This window comes from Pontibacterium sp., assembly GCF_964228735.1.
Classification (GTDB): domain Bacteria; phylum Pseudomonadota; class Gammaproteobacteria; order Pseudomonadales; family Balneatricaceae; genus Pontibacterium.
Window position 1 is genome coordinate 1 of record NZ_CAXRBQ010000166.1, and the last position, 19,553, is coordinate 19,553.

Here is a 19,553-nt window from a genome sequence, read left to right on the forward strand (position 1 = left end):
CTTCAGGCTGCCGGTAGCGTGAACGCTACCCTACAGTTGCTCTGGTACACCGATCACCACAATTTTTAGCTCGCTACGCAGCTACGTACAGAGTTGTCACCCGGTTTCGCATCAGCAGGCTGGCCCGCTTTCGGATCAACGACACGTACAGTTGCAACTTTGTTCTGAGTAAAGAAGTCGATTGCGTCTTTACCCTGAACCTTGTTGTTACCCACCAGAGAACCTTTGATACCACCGAACGGCAGGTAAGGGTGCGGTGCACAAATACCTACGTTTACGCCGACCATACCCACATCCGCTTCGTTGATGAACTTCTCGGTGTAGAAGGCGTTCTGGGTGAAGACTACCGCACCGTTGCCCATCTCATGGTTTTTGATTGCACGCAGGGCGCCGTTGATGCAGCCCACTTTCATCACGCTTAGAACAGGGCCGAAGATCTCTTCGCGAGCGATCTGCATGCATGGGGTTACGTCTGTGAACACGGTTGGGCCAACGTAATAACCGTCTTTGTCCGCGTCAGCAACATCTGGGTTACGACCGTCCAGTGCCAGGGTCGCGCCTTCGTTCTGACCGATTTCGATGTAGTTCTCGATGCGCTCTTTGGCCTTGGCGGAGATAACCGGACCCATGAATACGTCTGGGTTCATCGCATTGCCGACAGTCACATTCTTGGATGCTTCCAGCAGGCGTTCAACGAACTCGTCGTAGATCTCGGAAACAACCGCGATGTTGGATACCGCCAGGCAGCGCTGACCAGCAGAGCCGTAACCGGACATCAGGATGTTTTCGATGGTCAGGTCCATCGGTGCATCTTCCATCACCGCAGCGAAATTCTTGGCACCACCCAGCAGCATGGTCTTCTTACCGTTGCGGCCACAGCCTTCAGCGATCGCTTTTGCAGTAGGGGTGGAACCCACCAGACATACGCCTGCTACGTTTTCGTCGTCGTACCATGCTTCTACAGTTTCACGGTCGCCGTGTACGATGTTTACTACGCCGTCTGGCAGACCGATGTCCTGCATCAGCTGCATCATCTTCTGCATGAACAGTGGAGATTCAGTGGATGGCTTGTACACGAATGTGTTGCCGGTGCCGATAGCGAATGGGATGAACCAACCGAATACCAGGGCCGGGAAGTTGAACGGTGCCACACCACAGAACACACCCAGTGGTGCTTTGATCAAGCGGCCGGAGATGTTGTTGGCGATGCCCTGAACAGTTTCACCCTGGATCAGAGATGGGATAGAGCATGCCATCTGCAGGATCTCCATAACACGACCCACTTCACCACGCGCTTCAGCGATGTGTTTTGCCTGGTCGATAGCGATGGATTCCGCCAGCATCTCTTTGTTCTCAGCCATTGCGGTGTACATCTTGAAGATGTAGTCCATACGCTTAGGCAGTGGGGTTGCGCTCCATGCCGGGAATGTTTCTGCTGCTGCGGCTACGGCAGCACGAGAGGTTTCTGGTGAAGACAGCGGTACTTCCCCGATCACTGCGCCAGTGGATGGGTTACGCAGCGGCTCGTACTGGCCGTTACTCTCATCTACCCAGACGCCGTTGATGTGGTTTTTTATTTTGATGTATGGGGTCGTCATGAATCTTTTCCCGTTTTTCTGATTGGTCAATTCCACCGAAGAGGTTGTGTTAGTGCTCTGGCTGAAAGTGCGGCTCGTACGTGACGCAACATTTTTCAGATATCGGGCCCTGAGAAATGCAGCGTCGGATTTGATTCACCTTCAGCACCGGTGCCACCTAATTACACCGGTAAGAAACAAGAACTGGATCGCAGTGTGTTGTTTCTACAGAGCACTAACAGAACCTCTCCGTTAGCTCATGTGACCAATATAAATTTGGCAAGGGCTGGACCTATAGACCCAACGTTGGAGTGATTGGTGGTTCCAGGCTTGAGGCCACGTATTACGGGGGATTTAGAACGTTTTGTAGGGCAGCCTTTAGGCTGCCGGCAGGTTGAAGCCTGCCCTACAAAGGCTGGGTGAAACCACAATAAAAAAAGCCCCTGAGATCAGGGGCAAGGCGTCGCAAATGCTAAAAGCGAACAAACGGTAAAACAGGGAGGTATGGGGGAAGGTCCAAACAGGTCTCGTATGCGCTCTGGCTCACGGAAAGGTTCACAATCAAGGAAGCGCTTTGCAGGAATGTTGAAACCTTGCAAAAAGCGGTGACACCGAGTGTGGATCTTTCCGTGGGCCCCGAAGGGCAAGCCCATAAGCCTGCACCTGCGGTGTTGCAGTTTTTGTTAAGGGATGGCCATTAACTGCAAACTGCGCCTAGCATCTGCAGGCTTCTGGGCTTGCAGAGCACTAACGATACCTATTTGTACCTTCCCTAATATCCCATCAGCAATTTCGGCAAGAACAGCGACAGCTCTGGGACGAAGGTCACCAGGAACACCATCGGCAGGTGGCCGAAGCAGAGGAATTTCAGAGTAGGGGTGATGTAGCGGTCCAAAGACAACTTACTTACCCCTCCTGCCATATAGAGCATCGGCGCACACGGTGGCGATACGTTACCGAGACCCAGGTTTACACCCACAACTGCAGCAAAGTGGATCGGATCGATACCCAGCTCGTTGATGATTGGCAGGAAGATGATCGCCGCTAATACGCTGCCAGAGATGTCATCCACGATCATGCCGATCAGCAGCAACAGCAGGTTGATCAACAGCAGCAGGACATATTTGTTCTCAGAGATCGTCAGCAGGGCCTGGGCCAGGTCACGCGGAACTTGCTCCAGGATCATCGCGCGGCTCATGATGAACAGGAAGAACAACACCGCCATGATCGAACCGGTCATGGTGACCGCACGCACGGTTACCGCACCCAGGCTCTTCAGCGACATACCTTTGTAGATGAAGAGGCCTACTGGAATCGCGTAGATTACGGCAATCGCTGCGGCTTCAGTTGGTGTCGCGATACCGCTGTAGATCGCACCCAGAATGATCAGAGGCATCAGCAGAGCGAATGCAGCGTTATAACCGGTTGTCACTACGCCTTTTGCTGCTTGCTTGAATGGCAGTTGCGGTTCCACCTTGATGTTCTGATCGTTGCGCAGGAACCACATGTTCAGCACGCAGTAGAGGATCGTCAGCAGGATGCCCGGAATGATGGTGGACAGGAACGCCGCCCCTACGGACAGACCACCGGTGATGGAGAACACGATCATCGGAATGCTTGGCGGAATCAACAGCGCCAGTACGGATGAACACGCCACCAGTGCAGTTGCATGACCTTCCGGATATCCTTCGCGCACCATACGTGGAATCATGATCTGGCCCACTGCTGCAATCGCCGCAGAAGATGAACCGGAGATCGCACCAAACAGCGCACAGGTCAGTACGGTAACCGCACCCAGGCCACCTTTGATCCGGCCGACCAGGGAGTTAACAAAGTTCAGCAGTCGTTCCGATATACCACCCTCGGCCATTAACAACCCGGCGAATATAAACAAGGGCAAGGCGAGCAGGGCAAAACCACTGGCGGTTTTAAAACCGTGGGGGATCAGGAACGAGATGTTGTTGCCGGTGAGGAATGCAAACAGCACCGCACCAATACCGAAGGCAAAGGCCACCGGGATTTCGATCAGGATCAGGACAACGACGATAAGCATCGAGATCAGAAATAACGTCATCGCTTATACCTCCTGAGTTACTTGCTTGCGAGCGCGGCGGGTACGACGCAGGTCGCGGAATTCATTGATTGTTTCAAGTAGGAAGTAACCCACCATCATGGCAAAGCCGATGATCATACTGGCGCTCCAGATACCACGGGGCCAACGCAGGTTGACGGATACACGACCACGGTCGATCTCCTTAAATGCGTATTTGCAGGCGAAGTAACCGAACACGATGGCTGCGATCATGCAGGTAATTGAGCCGATAAAGCGGATCATCTTCACCTTGTATGGATCTTGCACCACCAGGCTGACGATGCCGCCGTGGATATGCTCACGTTCACGGGTGGCGTAACCCATGCCGAGGAAGTAGACCCAAACAGCCAACAAAATGGAGGCTTCTTCGATGCCGGTGAAGGGTGATTCCAGCACGTAACGCATGATCACCTGGGAGAACATCAGGAACGCCAGACCCATGCCAGCTAGGATCATCATCGCGCGGAATACCCAGTTCAGCAGGTGTTCGAAGCGCAACAGGTAGCCATCTACATTGTTGTTTGGCTGCTCTGGGATTGCGTGCAGATGAGGAGGAATCGGGTGGGCGCTGAGATCAGGATCGTAATCGTAGATCTTGGTCTCGCCTACGGGTGTCGCTTGGGACGTTAAAGGTTCAGAGATTTTTTCGTGTTGCATGGTTCTGATCCTGAAAAGAGTTTCCGGGGTGGTATCACCACACCCCGCTGACCGACTTGTTGGGCGTGTAGGTCAGCGGGGCGGGGATACCGAAACGGTTAAGACCGGTTAGGATCAGTTGATGCCGGCGATTTCACGCATCATGGTCATGATTTTCTTGCCCACGATGCCTTCCATGTATGGCCACTCTTTGGAGTACAGGATCTCTTTCGCTTTACCCATCTCTTCTGGGCTCAGCTCAACTACGTTTACGCCTGCTTCACGTACTTTCGCCAGGAAGCCTTCGTCGATCGCCTGCGCTTCATCCCATACTGTCCGCATGGTTGCGTCAGCCGCAGCCATCAGCTTGGTGCGTTCTTCGTCAGACAGGTCTTCCAGCCAGGACTTGTTTACTACCCAGAACGCGTGCTCGAAGTAATCTTTGGTCAGGATGTACGCTTCGATCACGTCACGCATCTGCCAGATTTCTACAGACGGTGCAGTACCACGTGCGTCGATGGTGCCCAGCTGCAGCGCGGTGTACAGCTCGGAGAACGGCATTGGAACCGGGGTGAAACCGAAGCTCTTGTAGCGCTCGATACCGATTGGGATTGCCGGTACGCGCATCTTGATGCCTTTGCCGTCGGCCGGGAAGTTGGTTGGTACAGCTTCAACACCTTTACGGGTAGCGATGGAACCGAAACCGGTTGGGATCACACCTAGTACAACCAGGTCCAGGTCACCCAGGATCTCGTTGTAGATGTCGGTCATCTTGCCGTTAGGGCCGTAAACTTCACGTGCTTCCTTCCAGTCGTCAACCACGTAGCTCAGCCAGGATAGGTCCAGGCGCGCATCGTATTCAGATGCACCAAAGCTCATGGTCATCGGTACCACACCTTCCATGCTCTGCTCGAAGATGGACGCCCAGTCACCCAGAGAACCACCCGGATGGTAGTCCACCTCGATGGAGGAACCCTGTTTCTTCAGCTCGTCGGTGAAGGTAGTGGATGTCATGTGGAAGATATGGTCAGACGGGTAGGCGTGGGCGAGCATCAGCTCTTCAGCCAGAACCGTCTGGGATGTTGGCAGGGTAAGCGCCGCAGAGAGTGCGCATGCGGAAAGGACGGATTTGAACGTTTTTTTAATTGTCATAGTGACCTCAATATTTTTTATTGTTGTGACACAGGTCCGGTATCGGGCGAGCCCGATATTGGCAGAGCACTGCAGAACGTTTTTCAAGGTTCCAGGAGTCTTTGCTCTTGCAATCAATATAAATTTCGGCTTGAGATCAGCTATAGACCCAACCCGAACCGAAAATGTAGTTCCAGGCTGCAGGTCACGTAATACGTGGGATGTAGGGCGGATGGTGATGTCAGGTAGTGAGAGCTGGACGGTAGGAGTTGATCGATTGGTACCAATGCCGAGACGCTGGAAATACCAGATAATCCATCAGGATTGGATAGGCTGTTTGATTGTCGGAGCGGCGGATTTCTAGTCGGATATTGAGATCTGAGACGTTTGAAGATTCTCGTGAATTACGCAGAAAACTGGCTGGCTGACAGGCAAAAATAAGCCCCGTTTTTTAAAGGCGGGGCCAGAGAAAACTAAAGCAACGCCGAAGCGTTGCTTTAGGAGGGAGAACTGGACTCTTTTGGCAGGGGAACCGACGTTTAGTTACGAACAGCTTCCAGTTCCAGGCGCAGGGAGATCTCATCGCTGATGTTTGGTACGCCGTACTTCATGCCGAAATCGGTGCGTTTGATGGTGCCGGTCGCAGTGAAGCCCGCCACGGTTTTCTTGTTAAATGGGTGAGCGCCCGCTTTGTTCAGCGTCAGGTCCAGTGTTACTGGCTTGGTCACACCCAGCAGGGTCAGCTCGCCGATCAGTTTCGCGGTTTTTTCACCGGTTTTCTGGATTTCGGTGCTGTTGAAGGTCATTTCCGGGAATTCTGCTGCATTAAAGAAATCCGGAGAGCGCAGGTGCTCATCACGCTTGGCGTGGAATGTATCGATGGAAGCGGTGTTGATTACGATGGAAACCTTAGAGTTTTCGATGTTTTCATCGTCAAAAGACAGTTTGCCGCTGAATTCAGCAAAGCGGCCCAGCATGTTCGACAGGCCCAGGTGGTTCACGTTGAACAGAACGTTGGTGTGAGCCATATCGATCTGGTAGTCAGCCGGTGCCGCCTGAACAGCGGTAGGGGATACTAGGGTAGCGGCCATCAGGGATGCGCCGAACAGTTTTTTAAAAGTCATGTTTAAGTCCTCTCAATATGTTATTGGAGCGGTTTAAGTACGAATATCAGTAACCGTAACTACTGGTTTCAGTCAGGAGCAGTGCGCTGCCAACAGGGATGGTCAGGCACACTAGCGCGACAACGGCCAGGCTCAGCGGTCGCATCAGCGGTGTTGTTGCGCGTTTAAGGAATGGGATGTGCGGCACGATCCGATCAATCAGCAGTAGCGGTACGAGGAATGCCATTGCAGTGCCGCTGGCCTTGGTGAAGAAGAGGCCTTGGGCTGCCATCGCGCCGAGGATGGTGACTATCGGAAAGAGCATGGATGCACCAATGCTGAAGCGGAACTTAGGCCAGTTCCACAGCAGGAATCCGCCAACGGCTGCCATCAAACCAAAAGCGGTTTGGGCCAGCATGCCAGATGAGCCGAGTAACAGAATGACGCCCAGCCCGCCGCTGAAAAACAGAACCTTTAGCCCAGTGTCGATCTGTGCTCGGCGATGGTCTCCCTGCCAGAGGGCATAAGCGGCAACAAACCAGACTGCAGTCAGGAAAAAGACACCTGACAGATCGATTGAGTTGAAGCGGGTGCCAAACACCCAAACGATCATCGGCAGGGGGAGTACTAGGCAGGCCAATTTATAGAAGCGACCGCGGATCTCAAAATAATCAAACAGCACACCGACAAGGCCTGCTGCGATAATCAGGTAAGGAAGTTTCTGTGAGCTGGCTTTTGGCGGGAACGAGAAGCCGCTAATAGCAATGATGGTGATCAACGCGCTGATCGGCACAGCCATCGCAGCGAGCATCTTGCCCTTTGGCAGGCTAAAGCCAACGATCCCTGAAACAATCAGGCTGACCAGCAGTGGTAGCAGTGAACTTTGTACCACAGGATTATTAAGTAAACTTTCCATACCGGACCTCTAAGCGGGGTGTAATAGATCTGATTGCCGCTATTACAGACGCAAAGTGTCACGAAAGTTTTTCCAGTATTGGCAGTTTTGTCGCAATAGTTCTCCGAATCGTTGGTTGATACAAATTGATACAATTTGGATTGGGCCGAACTTATGAAAAACGATATTCTGGCCAAATAACGTCAACTTCCCGCTCAACCACGTGCCCGCTGAACCTTATGACCAATACACCCCACATTCTTGTTGTTGATGACCACCAGGATATCCGTGATCTCATAAAACGGTATCTGGAAGAGCACGGTTATCGGGTCTCTGTTGCCTGCGGTGGTAAGGAGATGAAGGCGATCTTTAAATCCAGCGCCATCGATCTTGTGGTGCTGGACATCATGATGCCGGGGGACGATGGCCTCACACTCTGCCGTTATCTGCGTGAACAGGGGCAAGTGCCTATTATCATGCTCACCGCGATGGCCGAGCAGACCGATCGTGTCGTTGGTCTGGAAATGGGCGCGGATGATTATCTGACGAAACCGTTTTTCCCCCGCGAGTTACTTGCCCGGATAAAGGCTGTGATGCGACGCACCGAGGCGATGCCGCCGGAGCGCAAGGCACTGACAGAGGAAACGGTTTCCTTTGATTGCTGGAAACTGGATGTATCCCGTCGAGAACTGCTGGGGGACGATGGTGTGGCGGTTCCGCTGAGCACGTCCGAGTTTAAGTTATTGACCACCTTCCTGGCCCATCCAAAAAGGGTGCTCAGCCGGGACCAACTACTCGATATGACCCGCGGCCGACAGGCAGAAGTGTTTGACCGCAGTATCGATAACCAGGTCAGCCGTTTACGGCGGAAAATCGAAAAAGATCCGGCCCACCCTGAACTGATCAAAACCGTCTGGGGTGGTGGTTATACGCTGGCGGTGGATGTGACAAAACTATGATCGGATATCTGCAAAAAAGTCTGCCGGGTCGGGTTATCGGGCTACTCATTCTGGTATTTGGCCTGGTAAACGCCGCAACCGTGTACATCTTCTTTGAGGAACGTGGCCGCGCTGTACGCTGGACCCACATGGAGGATCTGGTCGCACGCAGTGCTTCAATGGGACGGCTGCTTGATGAAACGCCCCAGGAGCTGCACGCACAAATTCTAGAGTCCGTATCAACCGAGCGTTTTCAGTTTGCTATCCAGCCGGTTGCTGCGGTAGACGTTAACAACATTGCCGAGCGGGAGCACCCGCTTTTCACACAGTTGCTGGCAAAAACACCTTCGCCGTCCGATCAGGTTAACCTGTCGATCAGTCCCCGTTATTACTGGTGTTACAGCTGGATCAAAAACCTGCTACAACCACGGTTCAGTTTTAACAAGCAGGATGGGCGTCGTCCCCTGGCAATTGTTTCGATCAGACGGGGCGATCAGGGCTGGCTCAACGGGGTGTTGATGTCGAAAAGTGCCTTTCCGGGCTGGTTGATTGCAGTACTGGTTGCACTGTGTCTGTTTACGCTGACGGTGGTCGCGGTGGTGCTGATTGTGCGGCATGTGACGCGGCCGCTGGAGGTGCTGACCGATGCCAGCGAGCAGTTTGGTCGGGGAGAGACGTTTGATCTGTTACCCGAACAGGGGCCGGAGGATGTGCGCCGCACCACACGGGCCTTTAACCGCATGCGAGATCGTTTGGAGCGCTATGTGGTGAGTCGTACCCAGATGTTGGCTGCGATCTCCCATGATCTGCGCACGCCACTGACCTCATTGCGCTTGCAGGCTGAATTTATCGACGATGTTAAAACCCGGGCTAAGATTCTCGATACGGTCTCCGAGATGCAGGAGATGACGGAAGCAACGCTGGCATTTACCCGCGAGGATGCCTCCAAAGAGGATGATCGCACTATCGATCTGGCGGCGCTGATTGAGAGCTTGTGTGAAGATCTGGGTGATATTGGTCTTGAGGTGGAGTGTCAGGAGCTTGCCCGAATTCCCTATACCTGCCGCCCGGGGGCGATCAAACGTGCACTCACCAACGTGATTGAGAATGCCTGTAACTATGGCGGTTGCGCAACGGTTGCAGTTGTGCAATCGGACAATGAACTGGAAATTAAGGTGACTGACCAAGGGCCTGGGATACCGGAAGCAGATCGGGAGCGCGTATTCGACCCGTTTGTCAGACTGGAAACTTCCCGTAACCGCAACACCGGTGGTATTGGCCTGGGATTATCGATCACGCGGACGGTTGCTCATGCCCACGGCGGTGATGTGCTGCTGAGGAATCTGGAGCCTCAAGGCCTGGAGGTGACGGTGAGTCTTCCCCGTTAAATGGAAGAATCACCGTGGCCCTTTATCGCGAAATGAAACGGCTCTGGAGCGATGCACATTTAAGTGAGCTGTTTAATCAGCTCTGCCAGCCGGTCGATGCCCGGGCGGATTCGCTCTGTGGCAATTGAGGAATAGCCGATCCGGAAATAGTTCAGCGGGGGATCTGGCTGGTGGAAATAGATATCACCCGACTCAATCACCACACCACGTTCCAGTGCGCGCTGTTTAAGCTCACGGGCATCTAGCCCTTCCGGGCCTTTTACCCAGTAACAGGAGCCACCAAATACCGGTGGTTTAGCCGATTCCGGCAGGCAATCCTGCAGTGCATCGCCCACTTCTTTCCAGCGCTCTTCGTACACTTGCACGATACTGCGGATCAGCGAGTCGTGGTAACCGCGGGCCAGGAACAAACCCACCGCACGCTGGTTGTTCATTGGCGGGTGACGCAGCATCATACGGCGGAACTCCCGCAATTCACTAATCAGTTCTTTTGGCCCCACGATAAAACCAAGTCGCAAACCGGGTGACAGAGTTTTCGACAGACTGCCCAGATAGATTACGCGTCCGTTCTTATCCAGACTCTTCAGTGCTGGCGTCGGATTATCGGCAAAGGTGGTTTCACACTCGTAGTCATCCTCGATGATCAGGAAATCATCGCGGGAGGCCTGTTCCAGCAGTTCGCGGCGACGCTCCATCGGCATGGTGACTGTGGTGGGGAACTGGTGGCTCGGGGTGGTGAAGATCAGGTCACAACCTTTCAGCTGCTCGCCAGTTTTCAGGCCGTGTTCGTCCACCTCCAGTGAACGGGTCTCAGCACCGGTGTAACTGGCCATCCGTACCAGATCGGGGTAACCCGGGTTTTCCAAACCAAAGGTGGAGCCTTTACTCATGAGCAGCTGCATCAACATGTACAGACCATGCTGTGCACCCACGGTGATCAGGATCTCGTCCGGATCGGCCCAAACGGCTCGCCTTGGCAATAGACGGCTATGAATCTGCTCGACCAGCAGCGCATCGTCATCATCGTAACGGTCACCGGCCCATTCACCGATGGCGCCCACGGTTACGGATTCTTTACAGCACTCACGCCAGTGGTGGGTCGGGAACATCTTAGGATCGAGCTGACCGTAGATAAACGGATAAGGGTAGTCGCGCCAGCGGTGCAGTTTATTGAGTTTGTGATCGGTGGGGCGGTGTTTCAGGTAACGATCCCAATCCGGCGCATTACCGGTGATGGTTTCGGCAGCCTCTTCATCGGGTTGGGCGCTACTTTTCAGCATCTCCGGGTTTACAAAGAATCCAGCACGCGCTTTGGAGATCAGGTAGCCATCATCCAACAGGTGTTCGTAGGCCAGAATTACGGTGTTACGTGAAACGCCAAGCATCTCGGCCAGCTTACGGGTAGACGGTAAAGCCAGGTCGGGCGGGATATGGCCTTCGATAATCGCCCGACTGATCTGTTCGCGAATCTGCTGTTGCAGACTGCATTCCGCATCGGGAGATAGATGGAAGAGGTGTTGCAGCATGATTTTGCCCCTGAACCTGAGTTTATTTTTATTATCAGTTTAACTTAGGCTCAGCGAGCCTCGAAGAGTAGTACCAGCACTACTTGAAGTCTGGTTCCATGTTGTACGAGCGTTCCAAAAAATTGTAATAAATTCAATGGTAAAGATAGGCGTATAGAACTCATTGGCCCGTTAGTGGTCCTATGCGACCTGAACACATTCAAGGGATTTCATATGAAAACAATCGGTTTGTTGGGTGGCATGAGCTGGGAAAGTACGGTGGGTTATTACCGTGCAATTAACGAAGGCGTAAAAGCGCAGTTGAGTGGTTTGCACTCTGCAAAGATTGCGATGGTCAGCGTCGACTTTGAACCGATTGAGAAATTGCAGCATGCGGGTGACTGGGATGGTACCGCGCGTATTCTGGTCGATGCCGCTAAGAATGTTCAGTCGGCAGGTGCTGATTTCCTGCTGATCTGTACCAACACCATGCATAAAGTCGCGCCGCAGATCGAAGAGGCGTTGGAGATCCCACTGCTGCATATCGCTGACGCGACGGCCGAAGAACTGCTGGCCAAAGGCATCAGGAAAGTTGGCCTGCTTGGGACCGGCTTCACCATGGAACAGGATTTCTACAAAGGCCGATTGAGCGAGAAGTTCGGTCTGGAAGTGGTGGTCCCGAATCAGGCCGATCGCGATATTGTGCATCGGGTTATCTATGAAGAACTGTGCCTGGGTAAGACCGAAGCGGACTCCAAGGCAGAGTACCTGCGCATTATCGATACACTGGCTGAGCAGGGCGCTGAAGCGGTGATCCTGGGTTGTACCGAAATTGGGATGCTGGTTCAGCAGCAAGACACCCAGGTGCCACTAGTGGACACAACAATGATCCATGCGCAAAAGGCCGTCGAGCACGCAGTGAAGTAAACAAATTTCTGCCTGTTCGAACGCGACAAGCCTTGCTGACTTGCCGCGTCGCAGATTCTGTTAGACACTCGCCTGCATGATTACGGACAAAACTACAGCGCTTCTTCAGATTCTTTGCTATCACGATGATTGGGATGATGCGATCGCATACCTGTTGGATTCAACGGAGGAGTGCGAACCGGTTGTCGCTTCAAAAGCATATTTGATTCAGGTGCTTACAAAGTATACATCGGGTGAATTGTCAGCAGATGATCTTGAGGAATGGGCGGGATTTATCGAGCTTAGCGACGATATCGATCATAGCGCGATCGAGGATTACCTCTACGCCTTATCTAATCCTGAACTCATGGGAGAGATCACGATAGATAAGGCGTTACAGATGATCGACCTGTTGGGTGACTGAGCTACCGTAGTGGCTCGTTAATCTTCGTGCAGTTTTGACGGGATTTTGTGAATTAACCAGTACCCAACGCTCATGGCCAAGGCCACCGCCGCCAACCCGTAAATATAGGGTGGGGTGGTCTCTGCAAAGTCCAGAACAATCACTTTCCTGGCGATAGCCATCAGTGCTGTCGCCATAACAATTTTTACATGTATTACGTCATCCCTAAGATAGATCGTGATGTTGATGAGTATCTCAATGGCGATCAGTACCGCCATAAATGCACCAAACGTTGCCAACATGTCTGAGATCGTAAGGATAAAGACAGGTGGAGTGTTCAGTTTTTCATAGATGGTCCAGGCAACATCAATCACGCCCATAATGATGACAAACACCATCATGATTGAAAGCAGTCTGACGCTAAATCTAACTGCAGAATAGAGTTTGTTGGTCAGCGCATCGTCTGTGTATTTAGTCATGACAAAACCACCTCGCAGTTTAAATCCAGAAAGCTGAATAGACGCGCATGCGAGGTGTTACAAGACGGGCGATACAAAACCTTCAGGTTTGATTGCGATAACCGGTGATTCGATTGATAGAAGAATATCTTCCGCGGTATTGCCAATCAGATAGCCGCTCAACCCTGACCGGGCAAAGGTGCCCATGACCAAGGCTTTGGGTTTACTCAGGTTGACGAAGTTGGCAATGGAATCGACCACGTCGCCTTTAATCAGGAAGTTTTCAAATTCTCCGTGCTTGGACAGGAATTTCTTCATCAGTTCAGACTGTCGGTCTGCTTCCGACGTAATCATCTCGGCCAGATCGGCGTCTTTAACCTTTAAAAACGGATTGTGTCGCAGTGAGTCTTCACCGTTGAGTTTCCAGCAGGATAGAACGCTAACCTCGAGATTCAGCTGATCGGCGAGCTGCTTTGATGCACCCATGATCTTGTCATTAAGCGCACGGCCCTCTTTGGTGGCTTCCAGGTTCAAATCAATGGCGGCAAACAATGCATTGTTTGGTTTTGGCGTCGAGTCCCTGAGAATCCAGATCGGTGTTTGCGCTTTTCGTAACAGGTGCAGATCAAGACTTGCCAGGCGCTGGTGATGGATATCCTGTGTTTTCAGAATGATATCGAAGTCGCCTTCAACGCTTTCCTTGATGATCTCAATAAACTTAACGCCACACCGGATCTTCGTAGAGACAGGTGCGCCGTTATAGTTCGCAAGCTGCGCATCGAGGTAGCTCTGCATCCTCGTGATCAGTTCCTGCTTTGCGGCCTCATTGTTCGTTTGGCTGAACATGCCGTAACCCGGTATATCGCTTTCATCGATTACCAGGAGGATCTCGATCAGCGCATTGCTCTGCTGTGACAGCTGGGTACAGATCTCAAACGCCGGATCATCAAGAATCAGGAAGTCTCTATTTACTACGAACAGAATCTTTTTGAGTTTCATAGCAGGTCTCAGATGAGAATGGATTTTTGATGCTATCAAACTCAAGTTAGAAGATAGTTCGCAAAAATGGGACCGAATATTCAAAGAATTCGATTCATCTGATCTGGGTCGGTAATCCAATGCACTTTTCAAGGTGTATAAAGTTCAGAAAGATCTATTAAACAGCTGCCCTGTAAAGGTGTCTGACGGAGGTGTTTGGATGATTAATTTGACAAAACATCTACTGAATATAACCTAGTAAATTAGTTGGTTATCTCTCTCGGCTGCTTTCTCACCCCGTTAAGGAGTCAGCACATTGAAAATGTTGAACTTGAGGCACCTGTACTATTTCTGGCTAACCGCGAGGGAGGGCTCCATTGCGCAGGCGTGCGATATTCTCGATCTTGCGCCGCAGACGTTGAGTACCCAGATCGCCACACTGGAGGAAAACGTTGAGCACCTGCTGTTTAAGCGTGAGGGGCGCAACCTGGTGATGACTCCCATGGGCAAGCAGGTGTTTGCCTACGCCAACAAGATCTTTGATATCACCTCGCAACTGGAAGAGGTGTTGCAGCAGTCACCGGATAGTCGCTCGATCGACTTCTCGGTGGGTATCGCATCTACTGTGCACAAGATCCTGGCGTGGAAGGTGATCAAACCGGCACTAAGTATTCCCAATGAGGTGCAGTTGGTATGTAAAACCGCCTGTGCCAGTGATTTGTTGCTGCAACTGAAACAGAAAAAGATTGATCTGCTGATCTCTGATTATCTACCCCACGAATGTGACCGGGATGGCTTAACGGCGCACAAACTGCTGAGCACCCCAATGTCCTTTTTCTATAAGCAGGGGGACGTTGCGGATGAGATGAAGGCGGGGTTCCCGGCCAGTCTGAGCGACGCTAGCTTCCTCTGCTACGGCCGCCAGACACCTTATCTGGGCAAGCTGAAGGACTGGTTTAAGATCAACGATATCAAGCTCAACATCAAAGCCGAGATCGATGACAGCGCACTGCTAAAGGTATTAGGGCAGTCCGGCGAAGGTTTCTTCTCGGCCCCATCAGTGATCGCCGATGAGATTTGCGCTCAATATAACGTTGAGGTCATTGGTGTCGCCGAGACCATCACCGAAGACCTGTACGCACTGTATCGTGACACCAGCATGATCAACCCTGCACTCGAACAGTTGCTTAACTTTAAAGTGCAGGATGCCTAGCTGGTGGATGGACAAAGGTGAGCCGGAGGCCCCGGCTCACTCTGTTAGGGGATATCTAACTGGTAGGTCTGCCACTGGGTTTTGCTAGCGATCCGATCATAAACCGCCCGTCCTCTATAGTTGTTCTCTGCCGTAATCCAACGTACGAAGGGCCAGCCGTGTTCTTTAGCCGCTTCATTCAGGGCAGTAAACATCGCATCAACCGCGCCACTGCCACGGTGGGTTGGCTCGATAAACAGGTCATCCAGGAAGCCAACCACCGTTCCACGCAGCGGTGAGGGCATCTCTCGATAGTGCATCAGGCCCACGCCATTGCCATGTTCGTCTTTGGCGATCAGTGCGTAGAACGGGTTATCACTGTCGAAAATCCAGGACCAAACCGTATCGAGTGTGCTCTGATCAAGTGGCATGTTGTAGAACTCGCCGTACGCCACGTACAGGGATTTCCATTCGGTGTAGTCGTCACGATCCAATGGTGTGATTGCAAGTGTCATTCTGCGCGCTCCGGTGCACATTCCTGTAGTGTGTTCTTCTGCTTTCCGTTTTCATCGAAGTTGGATGCATCCAACCAGGTCTCAAACATTGCTTTTATGGCTGGCCACTCGGAATCAATAATCGAGAACCAGGCGGTATCACGGCTGCGGCCCTTGTACATGATCGCCTTCCGGAAGATCCCCTCAAATGTGAAGCCAAAACGCGCAGCCGCTTTGCGCGATGGTGCGTTGAGCGAGTCACACTTCCACTCGTATCGGCGGTAACCCAGTTCATCGAAGGCACGTCGCATCATCAGGAACATCGCTTCAGTCGCCAGCGGAGTCTTCTGCAAAAGGGATGAGAAATGGATATTACCTACCTCGATCACACCGGTTACCGGGTCGATTCGCATAAAGCTGGCAACCCCCACCGCTCTTTCTGTTTTCGCGTCGATGATCGCGTAGAACAGGGGATCGCTGGTTTTGCTGACACGTTCAACCCAGGCGTCAAAGTCAACACGGGTATCAAACGGACCATCAAACAGGTAGGTCCAGTTTCTCCCTTCTGGATCAGCACCAAATGCATCAAAGAGCTGATCGCCGTGCTTGCGTGGGCACAGACCTTCCAGAGAGCAGTATTGACCCTGCATTGGTTTGAGGGAAGGAAACGGGCGCGGTGTCCAGTTCTCTACTGCCATGCCAATTGGCTGGCCAAATTCATTCTGTCGCATGGTGTTCCCATCGTTCTGTTTATTCTGTCGATGGGTAGAGATTACGAGACTGAGTGGGCTAAGAAGAGATCCATTATTGAATAACTATGTAGGCCCACTTTCGGTGACTGAAAGATAGAGGTTAGGGAGGAAGAAAGCCCCGGGCAGATTGCATCATTGTCGGGGCCTTCAGGTGAGAGCTTTCAAGTTACAGCGTTGTTGCGCCTGCTCTAAAGGTCTTGGCGGTTTCGAGAACCTGCGCAGGTGTGAACAGCGGAACCGAGCAACGATCCGGATTGCAGATAAACATCGCCGGTTTGCCCAAATCCGGGTAACGTCCCGGTTTCTCGAAGTGCAATAGCTTACGTGGATGGTTGGCTTCCAGGCCAGCAGCGTAAAGGGATTGAGCTTCGGGCAGTGCAGTATCACCCACCACCGAAAACTCAACATATGCAGCGGTCAGCTGTTCCAGCGCCAGGGCTGTTTTTCCGGTCATCTTGCCTTCACGTGCCAAAATGTTCGGTGTCGCAACCGCACGAATGGTGGCTTCCGCAATCGACTGGTAGCGTTCATCTTTTGTCAGGATATGCAGGTCATAGAAGAAGCTGGCGGCCATCGCATTGTCTTCCAGTGGTTTACGTGGCGGAATCAGACTCGCGGTATCGTCCGGTACGGTCGCAAAGAAGCCTTTGTTGGTTTCATCGTAGAGCGTTGCCAACATCGCATCGGCAATACTGCGGGCAGGTTGGAGCCACTTGTCGTCACCGGTGACCTGATGGAGATCTAACAGGGCGTGCCCGAACTGAGCCTGTGGCCGCAGGAATGGGCGTACTTCTTCGGTATGGGGATGTACGCGCTGATCGTCGCTCATCTGCTGGTTGAGTACGGCCTGACGCATCCAACCGTCGGGCTGTAAGCGATTGGTGAGCAATGTATCAGCGGCGATGATCGCTTTCTGAAGGAAAGCCTTATTGCCGAAGGCTTCGAACGCTTTTACATAACCGGAGATAACTTCGGCGTTTTTATCGGTGTAGATCGCATGGTCAATCGGAGGGATACCGTACTTGCGGCGCTCTTCATCGGTTTTGAGCAGCCAGTAATCCTGTGGCCACCAGTTGTGGGGTAAGCCTTCAGGTTCATCCTTCTGATTGGCATACCAGGTGCCGTCCGGATTCTGCATCCAATCAACCAGGTAACGATCAACCTCTGCTACGGCATCCAGGTACTTCTTGTCACCGGTGAGTTTGTAGGCTTCGCTTAGTGCAATCAGCGCGTTGGCCTGGTTGCCGATCCGCTTTTCGGGAATGGCACGCAATTTGGCAAAACGCTCTGGCACACGGGTGACGGAGTCAGCGATCGGTACCTGAAAAATGCCGCCCCATACAGGGTCCAAGGCATCGAAAAAGGTATCACTGATGTTGATCGCCAGTTGGCGCAGCTCGTTGTTGTCGTATAGATGTGCACGGTAATAGAGATGCATGAGACGTGGGCCAACCACTTCGGTATTGATACCAAAACGGCCCCAGCTGTAGTTTGTTTCGTTAAGCGCGCGGTCCAGCTGCATTCTGACCTGATCACGTACGCGGGTGAGTTCGGTTTCAACGGGTTTGCTGGCAACAGAGTAGGGTGCGTTGGGATCAGCCTTGAGTTTTTTGGCCTGGTGTTTAGCCACCAGATCTTCAAGCAAAGGGATGAAGTTGCGGGGTAGTTTGTTACCCGCCATCGCAAAGACCTGGGTGGCATCGGGAAGCAGGAATGCAGTCGCAGGCCATGCCCAGTCAGAGTAACGCTCACCAATATCCGGACGCGCTTGGGCATCCACGGCAATGGCAACGAAGTGTTTATTGATCAGGTCGATCACCGCCTGATTGCGATAGGTAACGCGTTCCATGCGGTTACAGGCAGTACAGCCTTCCATCCCCACATTGATCAGGATAAGTTTGTTCTCCGCCTTCGCTTTATCGAATGCGGCTTTCTCCCAGGCTTGCCACTCAATGCCGCCTTCATGTCCAAAGTTGACGGCAGAAGCGAATGTGGCAAACAGCAGGGCGGTAACGAGCAATGTGATCTGCTGCAGCGTGCGGATCAATCCGGGTTGTGGGTGCATGGCCGTAACCTCTGTTTTGAGTGATTTTTTGGACAAACAACCTCAGGCAAAGTTTTATATTAGTCTGTGCTAGAACCTCAGAGTGAATTGATCGATGAATCTGATCCATACCCAGTATTACCCCACTGTATTCGGCGAGTTGTTGCTCGGCAGTTTAAATGGACAGCTATGCCTGTGTGACTGGCGTTACCGAAAGGCACGGGAAAGTGTGGATCGTCGTCTGCAGACCCGGCTGAACGCTCGGTATGTAGAGAAGCCGGATAAAGTGACCGACCAAGCAATCACTCAGTTGGAAGAGTACTTCAGCCAGCAGCGGAAGGTATTTGAGTTGCCATTGCTGCTGGCTGGAACGGATTTCCAGAAAGCGGTGTGGGAACAACTGCAGCAGATTCCATTCGGACAAACCGCCAGCTATCTCCAGCTGGCAGAACGGATGCACAATCCCAAAGCGGTGAGAGCGGTTGCCAGTGCCAATGGAGCAAATGCACTTTCTATCTTTGTACCGTGCCACCGGATCGTGGGCAGCAATGGAGAGCTGGTGGGGTATGCTGGAGGGCTTGAAGCTAAAAGGAAATTGCTGGGATTGGAGCAAGACTTGTTTGCTTAATTGAGCCTAATTGGTACTGAATCGAGCTCTTGTTTGTTGGGTGAGCCGTTATAAGTGTTGTCCGCTTCCGGCACAGAGCGGCCGTTCGTTAAAAGTGGACAATCAGCCAAAGGACTAAACAGCCCAGTCTTCATATTTCACGAGATACCAGCATCCATCTACTTGCTGAAATGAATATTTCAGAAGAAAACCTGTATCAGGTTTAAACAGGCGCACATTTCTCTTTCCGACGCTCGCTATAGTAACTTCCGTTATTAGTGGAATGGATTTTCGTGCTTGTGGTGACGGGTATATCGGATGCTTCCGCTCAGCAACCTCCAACTTTGATAAGGTGGTGTAGACTGTTTCCCACTCTGGATTTGCATCGACATCAACCCAAGAGTGTTCAAGCGGATAAACAATGTATTTCTCTTGCCAAAGCCGATTCCTCTCA

19 protein-coding genes are annotated in these 19,553 nt (G+C 52.3%); 6 read left to right on the top strand and 13 right to left on the bottom strand.

Annotation, left to right across the window (positions count from 1 at the left end):
- Positions 1-65 precede the first annotated feature (65 nt).
- From mmsA to ACEQ15_RS17910, 6 genes are all read right to left on the bottom strand, one after another.
- Entirely contained in the window at positions 66-1,598 is a 1,533-nt protein-coding gene (gene mmsA, locus ACEQ15_RS17885; protein WP_370280620.1) for a CoA-acylating methylmalonate-semialdehyde dehydrogenase, read from the bottom strand.
- Positions 1,599-2,349: 751 nt separating this feature from the next.
- Positions 2,350-3,651 (bottom strand): TRAP transporter large permease, encoded by a 1,302-nt coding sequence (locus tag ACEQ15_RS17890; protein WP_370280621.1) that lies wholly within the window; start codon positions 3,649-3,651, stop codon positions 2,350-2,352.
- 3 nt (positions 3,652-3,654) lie between these two features.
- Positions 3,655-4,326, bottom strand: a complete 672-nt coding sequence (locus ACEQ15_RS17895) for a TRAP transporter small permease (protein ID WP_370280622.1) — start codon at positions 4,324-4,326, stop codon at positions 3,655-3,657.
- A gap of 114 nt (positions 4,327-4,440) precedes the next feature.
- The gene (gene dctP / locus ACEQ15_RS17900; RefSeq protein WP_370280623.1) at positions 4,441-5,457 is read right to left on the bottom strand and encodes a TRAP transporter substrate-binding protein DctP; all 1,017 of its coding nucleotides are present in this window, start codon (positions 5,455-5,457) and stop codon (positions 4,441-4,443) included.
- A 518-nt stretch (positions 5,458-5,975) separates the two neighbouring features.
- A complete protein-coding gene (locus ACEQ15_RS17905) occupies positions 5,976-6,560 on the bottom strand; it encodes a YceI family protein (protein WP_370280624.1) in 585 nt (194 codons plus the stop codon).
- A gap of 46 nt (positions 6,561-6,606) precedes the next feature.
- Complete coding sequence (locus tag ACEQ15_RS17910) at positions 6,607-7,455, bottom strand: hypothetical protein (RefSeq protein WP_370280625.1); 849 nt, start codon at positions 7,453-7,455, stop codon at positions 6,607-6,609.
- 218 nt (positions 7,456-7,673) lie between these two features.
- Between ACEQ15_RS17910 and ACEQ15_RS17915 the strand changes: the two genes are divergently transcribed.
- Positions 7,674-8,393, top strand: a complete 720-nt coding sequence (locus ACEQ15_RS17915) for a response regulator (protein ID WP_370280626.1) — start codon at positions 7,674-7,676, stop codon at positions 8,391-8,393.
- Positions 8,390-9,760, top strand: coding sequence for a sensor histidine kinase (locus tag ACEQ15_RS17920; protein WP_370280627.1), 1,371 nt, complete (start codon positions 8,390-8,392; stop codon positions 9,758-9,760). Before ACEQ15_RS17915 ends, ACEQ15_RS17920 begins: the two co-directional genes overlap by 4 nt.
- Before the next feature lie 59 nt (positions 9,761-9,819).
- Here ACEQ15_RS17920 and ACEQ15_RS17925 read toward each other — a convergent pair whose 3' ends face one another.
- Complete coding sequence (locus ACEQ15_RS17925; protein WP_370280628.1) at positions 9,820-11,286, bottom strand: PLP-dependent aminotransferase family protein; 1,467 nt, start codon at positions 11,284-11,286, stop codon at positions 9,820-9,822.
- A gap of 213 nt (positions 11,287-11,499) precedes the next feature.
- Between ACEQ15_RS17925 and ACEQ15_RS17930 the strand changes: the two genes are divergently transcribed.
- Positions 11,500-12,192, top strand: coding sequence for an aspartate/glutamate racemase family protein (locus ACEQ15_RS17930; RefSeq protein WP_370280629.1), 693 nt, complete (start codon positions 11,500-11,502; stop codon positions 12,190-12,192).
- A 76-nt stretch (positions 12,193-12,268) separates the two neighbouring features.
- Positions 12,269-12,595, top strand: a complete 327-nt coding sequence (locus ACEQ15_RS17935; RefSeq protein ID WP_370280630.1) for a hypothetical protein — start codon at positions 12,269-12,271, stop codon at positions 12,593-12,595.
- Positions 12,596-12,612: 17 nt separating this feature from the next.
- Here ACEQ15_RS17935 and ACEQ15_RS17940 read toward each other — a convergent pair whose 3' ends face one another.
- Together ACEQ15_RS17940 and ACEQ15_RS17945 are read right to left on the bottom strand one after the other, a co-directional pair.
- A complete protein-coding gene (locus ACEQ15_RS17940) occupies positions 12,613-13,053 on the bottom strand; it encodes a phosphate-starvation-inducible PsiE family protein (protein ID WP_370280631.1) in 441 nt (146 codons plus the stop codon).
- 57 nt (positions 13,054-13,110) lie between these two features.
- Positions 13,111-14,031 carry a universal stress protein gene (locus ACEQ15_RS17945; RefSeq protein WP_370280632.1) on the bottom strand — a complete coding sequence of 307 codons (921 nt, stop codon included), beginning with the start codon at positions 14,029-14,031 and terminating at the stop codon, positions 13,111-13,113.
- 301 nt (positions 14,032-14,332) lie between these two features.
- On the opposite strand from ACEQ15_RS17945, the gene ACEQ15_RS17950 reads away from it, so the two are divergent.
- Positions 14,333-15,223, top strand: coding sequence for a LysR substrate-binding domain-containing protein (locus ACEQ15_RS17950; RefSeq protein WP_370280633.1), 891 nt, complete (start codon positions 14,333-14,335; stop codon positions 15,221-15,223).
- A 44-nt stretch (positions 15,224-15,267) separates the two neighbouring features.
- On the opposite strand, the gene ACEQ15_RS17955 is transcribed toward ACEQ15_RS17950, so the two are convergent.
- The 3 genes from ACEQ15_RS17955 to ACEQ15_RS17965 form a co-directional block, all read right to left on the bottom strand.
- Entirely contained in the window at positions 15,268-15,717 is a 450-nt protein-coding gene (locus tag ACEQ15_RS17955; RefSeq protein ID WP_370280634.1) for a GNAT family N-acetyltransferase, read from the bottom strand.
- Complete coding sequence (locus ACEQ15_RS17960) at positions 15,714-16,427, bottom strand: GNAT family N-acetyltransferase (protein WP_370280635.1); 714 nt, start codon at positions 16,425-16,427, stop codon at positions 15,714-15,716. Before ACEQ15_RS17960 ends, ACEQ15_RS17955 begins: the two co-directional genes overlap by 4 nt.
- 187 nt (positions 16,428-16,614) lie before the next feature.
- Complete coding sequence (locus tag ACEQ15_RS17965) at positions 16,615-18,513, bottom strand: DUF255 domain-containing protein (RefSeq protein ID WP_370280636.1); 1,899 nt, start codon at positions 18,511-18,513, stop codon at positions 16,615-16,617.
- A gap of 94 nt (positions 18,514-18,607) precedes the next feature.
- Here ACEQ15_RS17965 and ACEQ15_RS17970 point away from each other — a divergent pair, with 94 nt between their 5' ends.
- Entirely contained in the window at positions 18,608-19,120 is a 513-nt protein-coding gene (locus ACEQ15_RS17970) for a methylated-DNA--[protein]-cysteine S-methyltransferase (RefSeq protein WP_370280637.1), read from the top strand.
- 114 nt (positions 19,121-19,234) lie between these two features.
- Here ACEQ15_RS17970 and ACEQ15_RS17975 read toward each other — a convergent pair.
- A partial coding sequence (locus ACEQ15_RS17975; protein WP_370280638.1) for a hypothetical protein occupies positions 19,235-19,553 on the bottom strand: 319 nt, incomplete at its 5' end.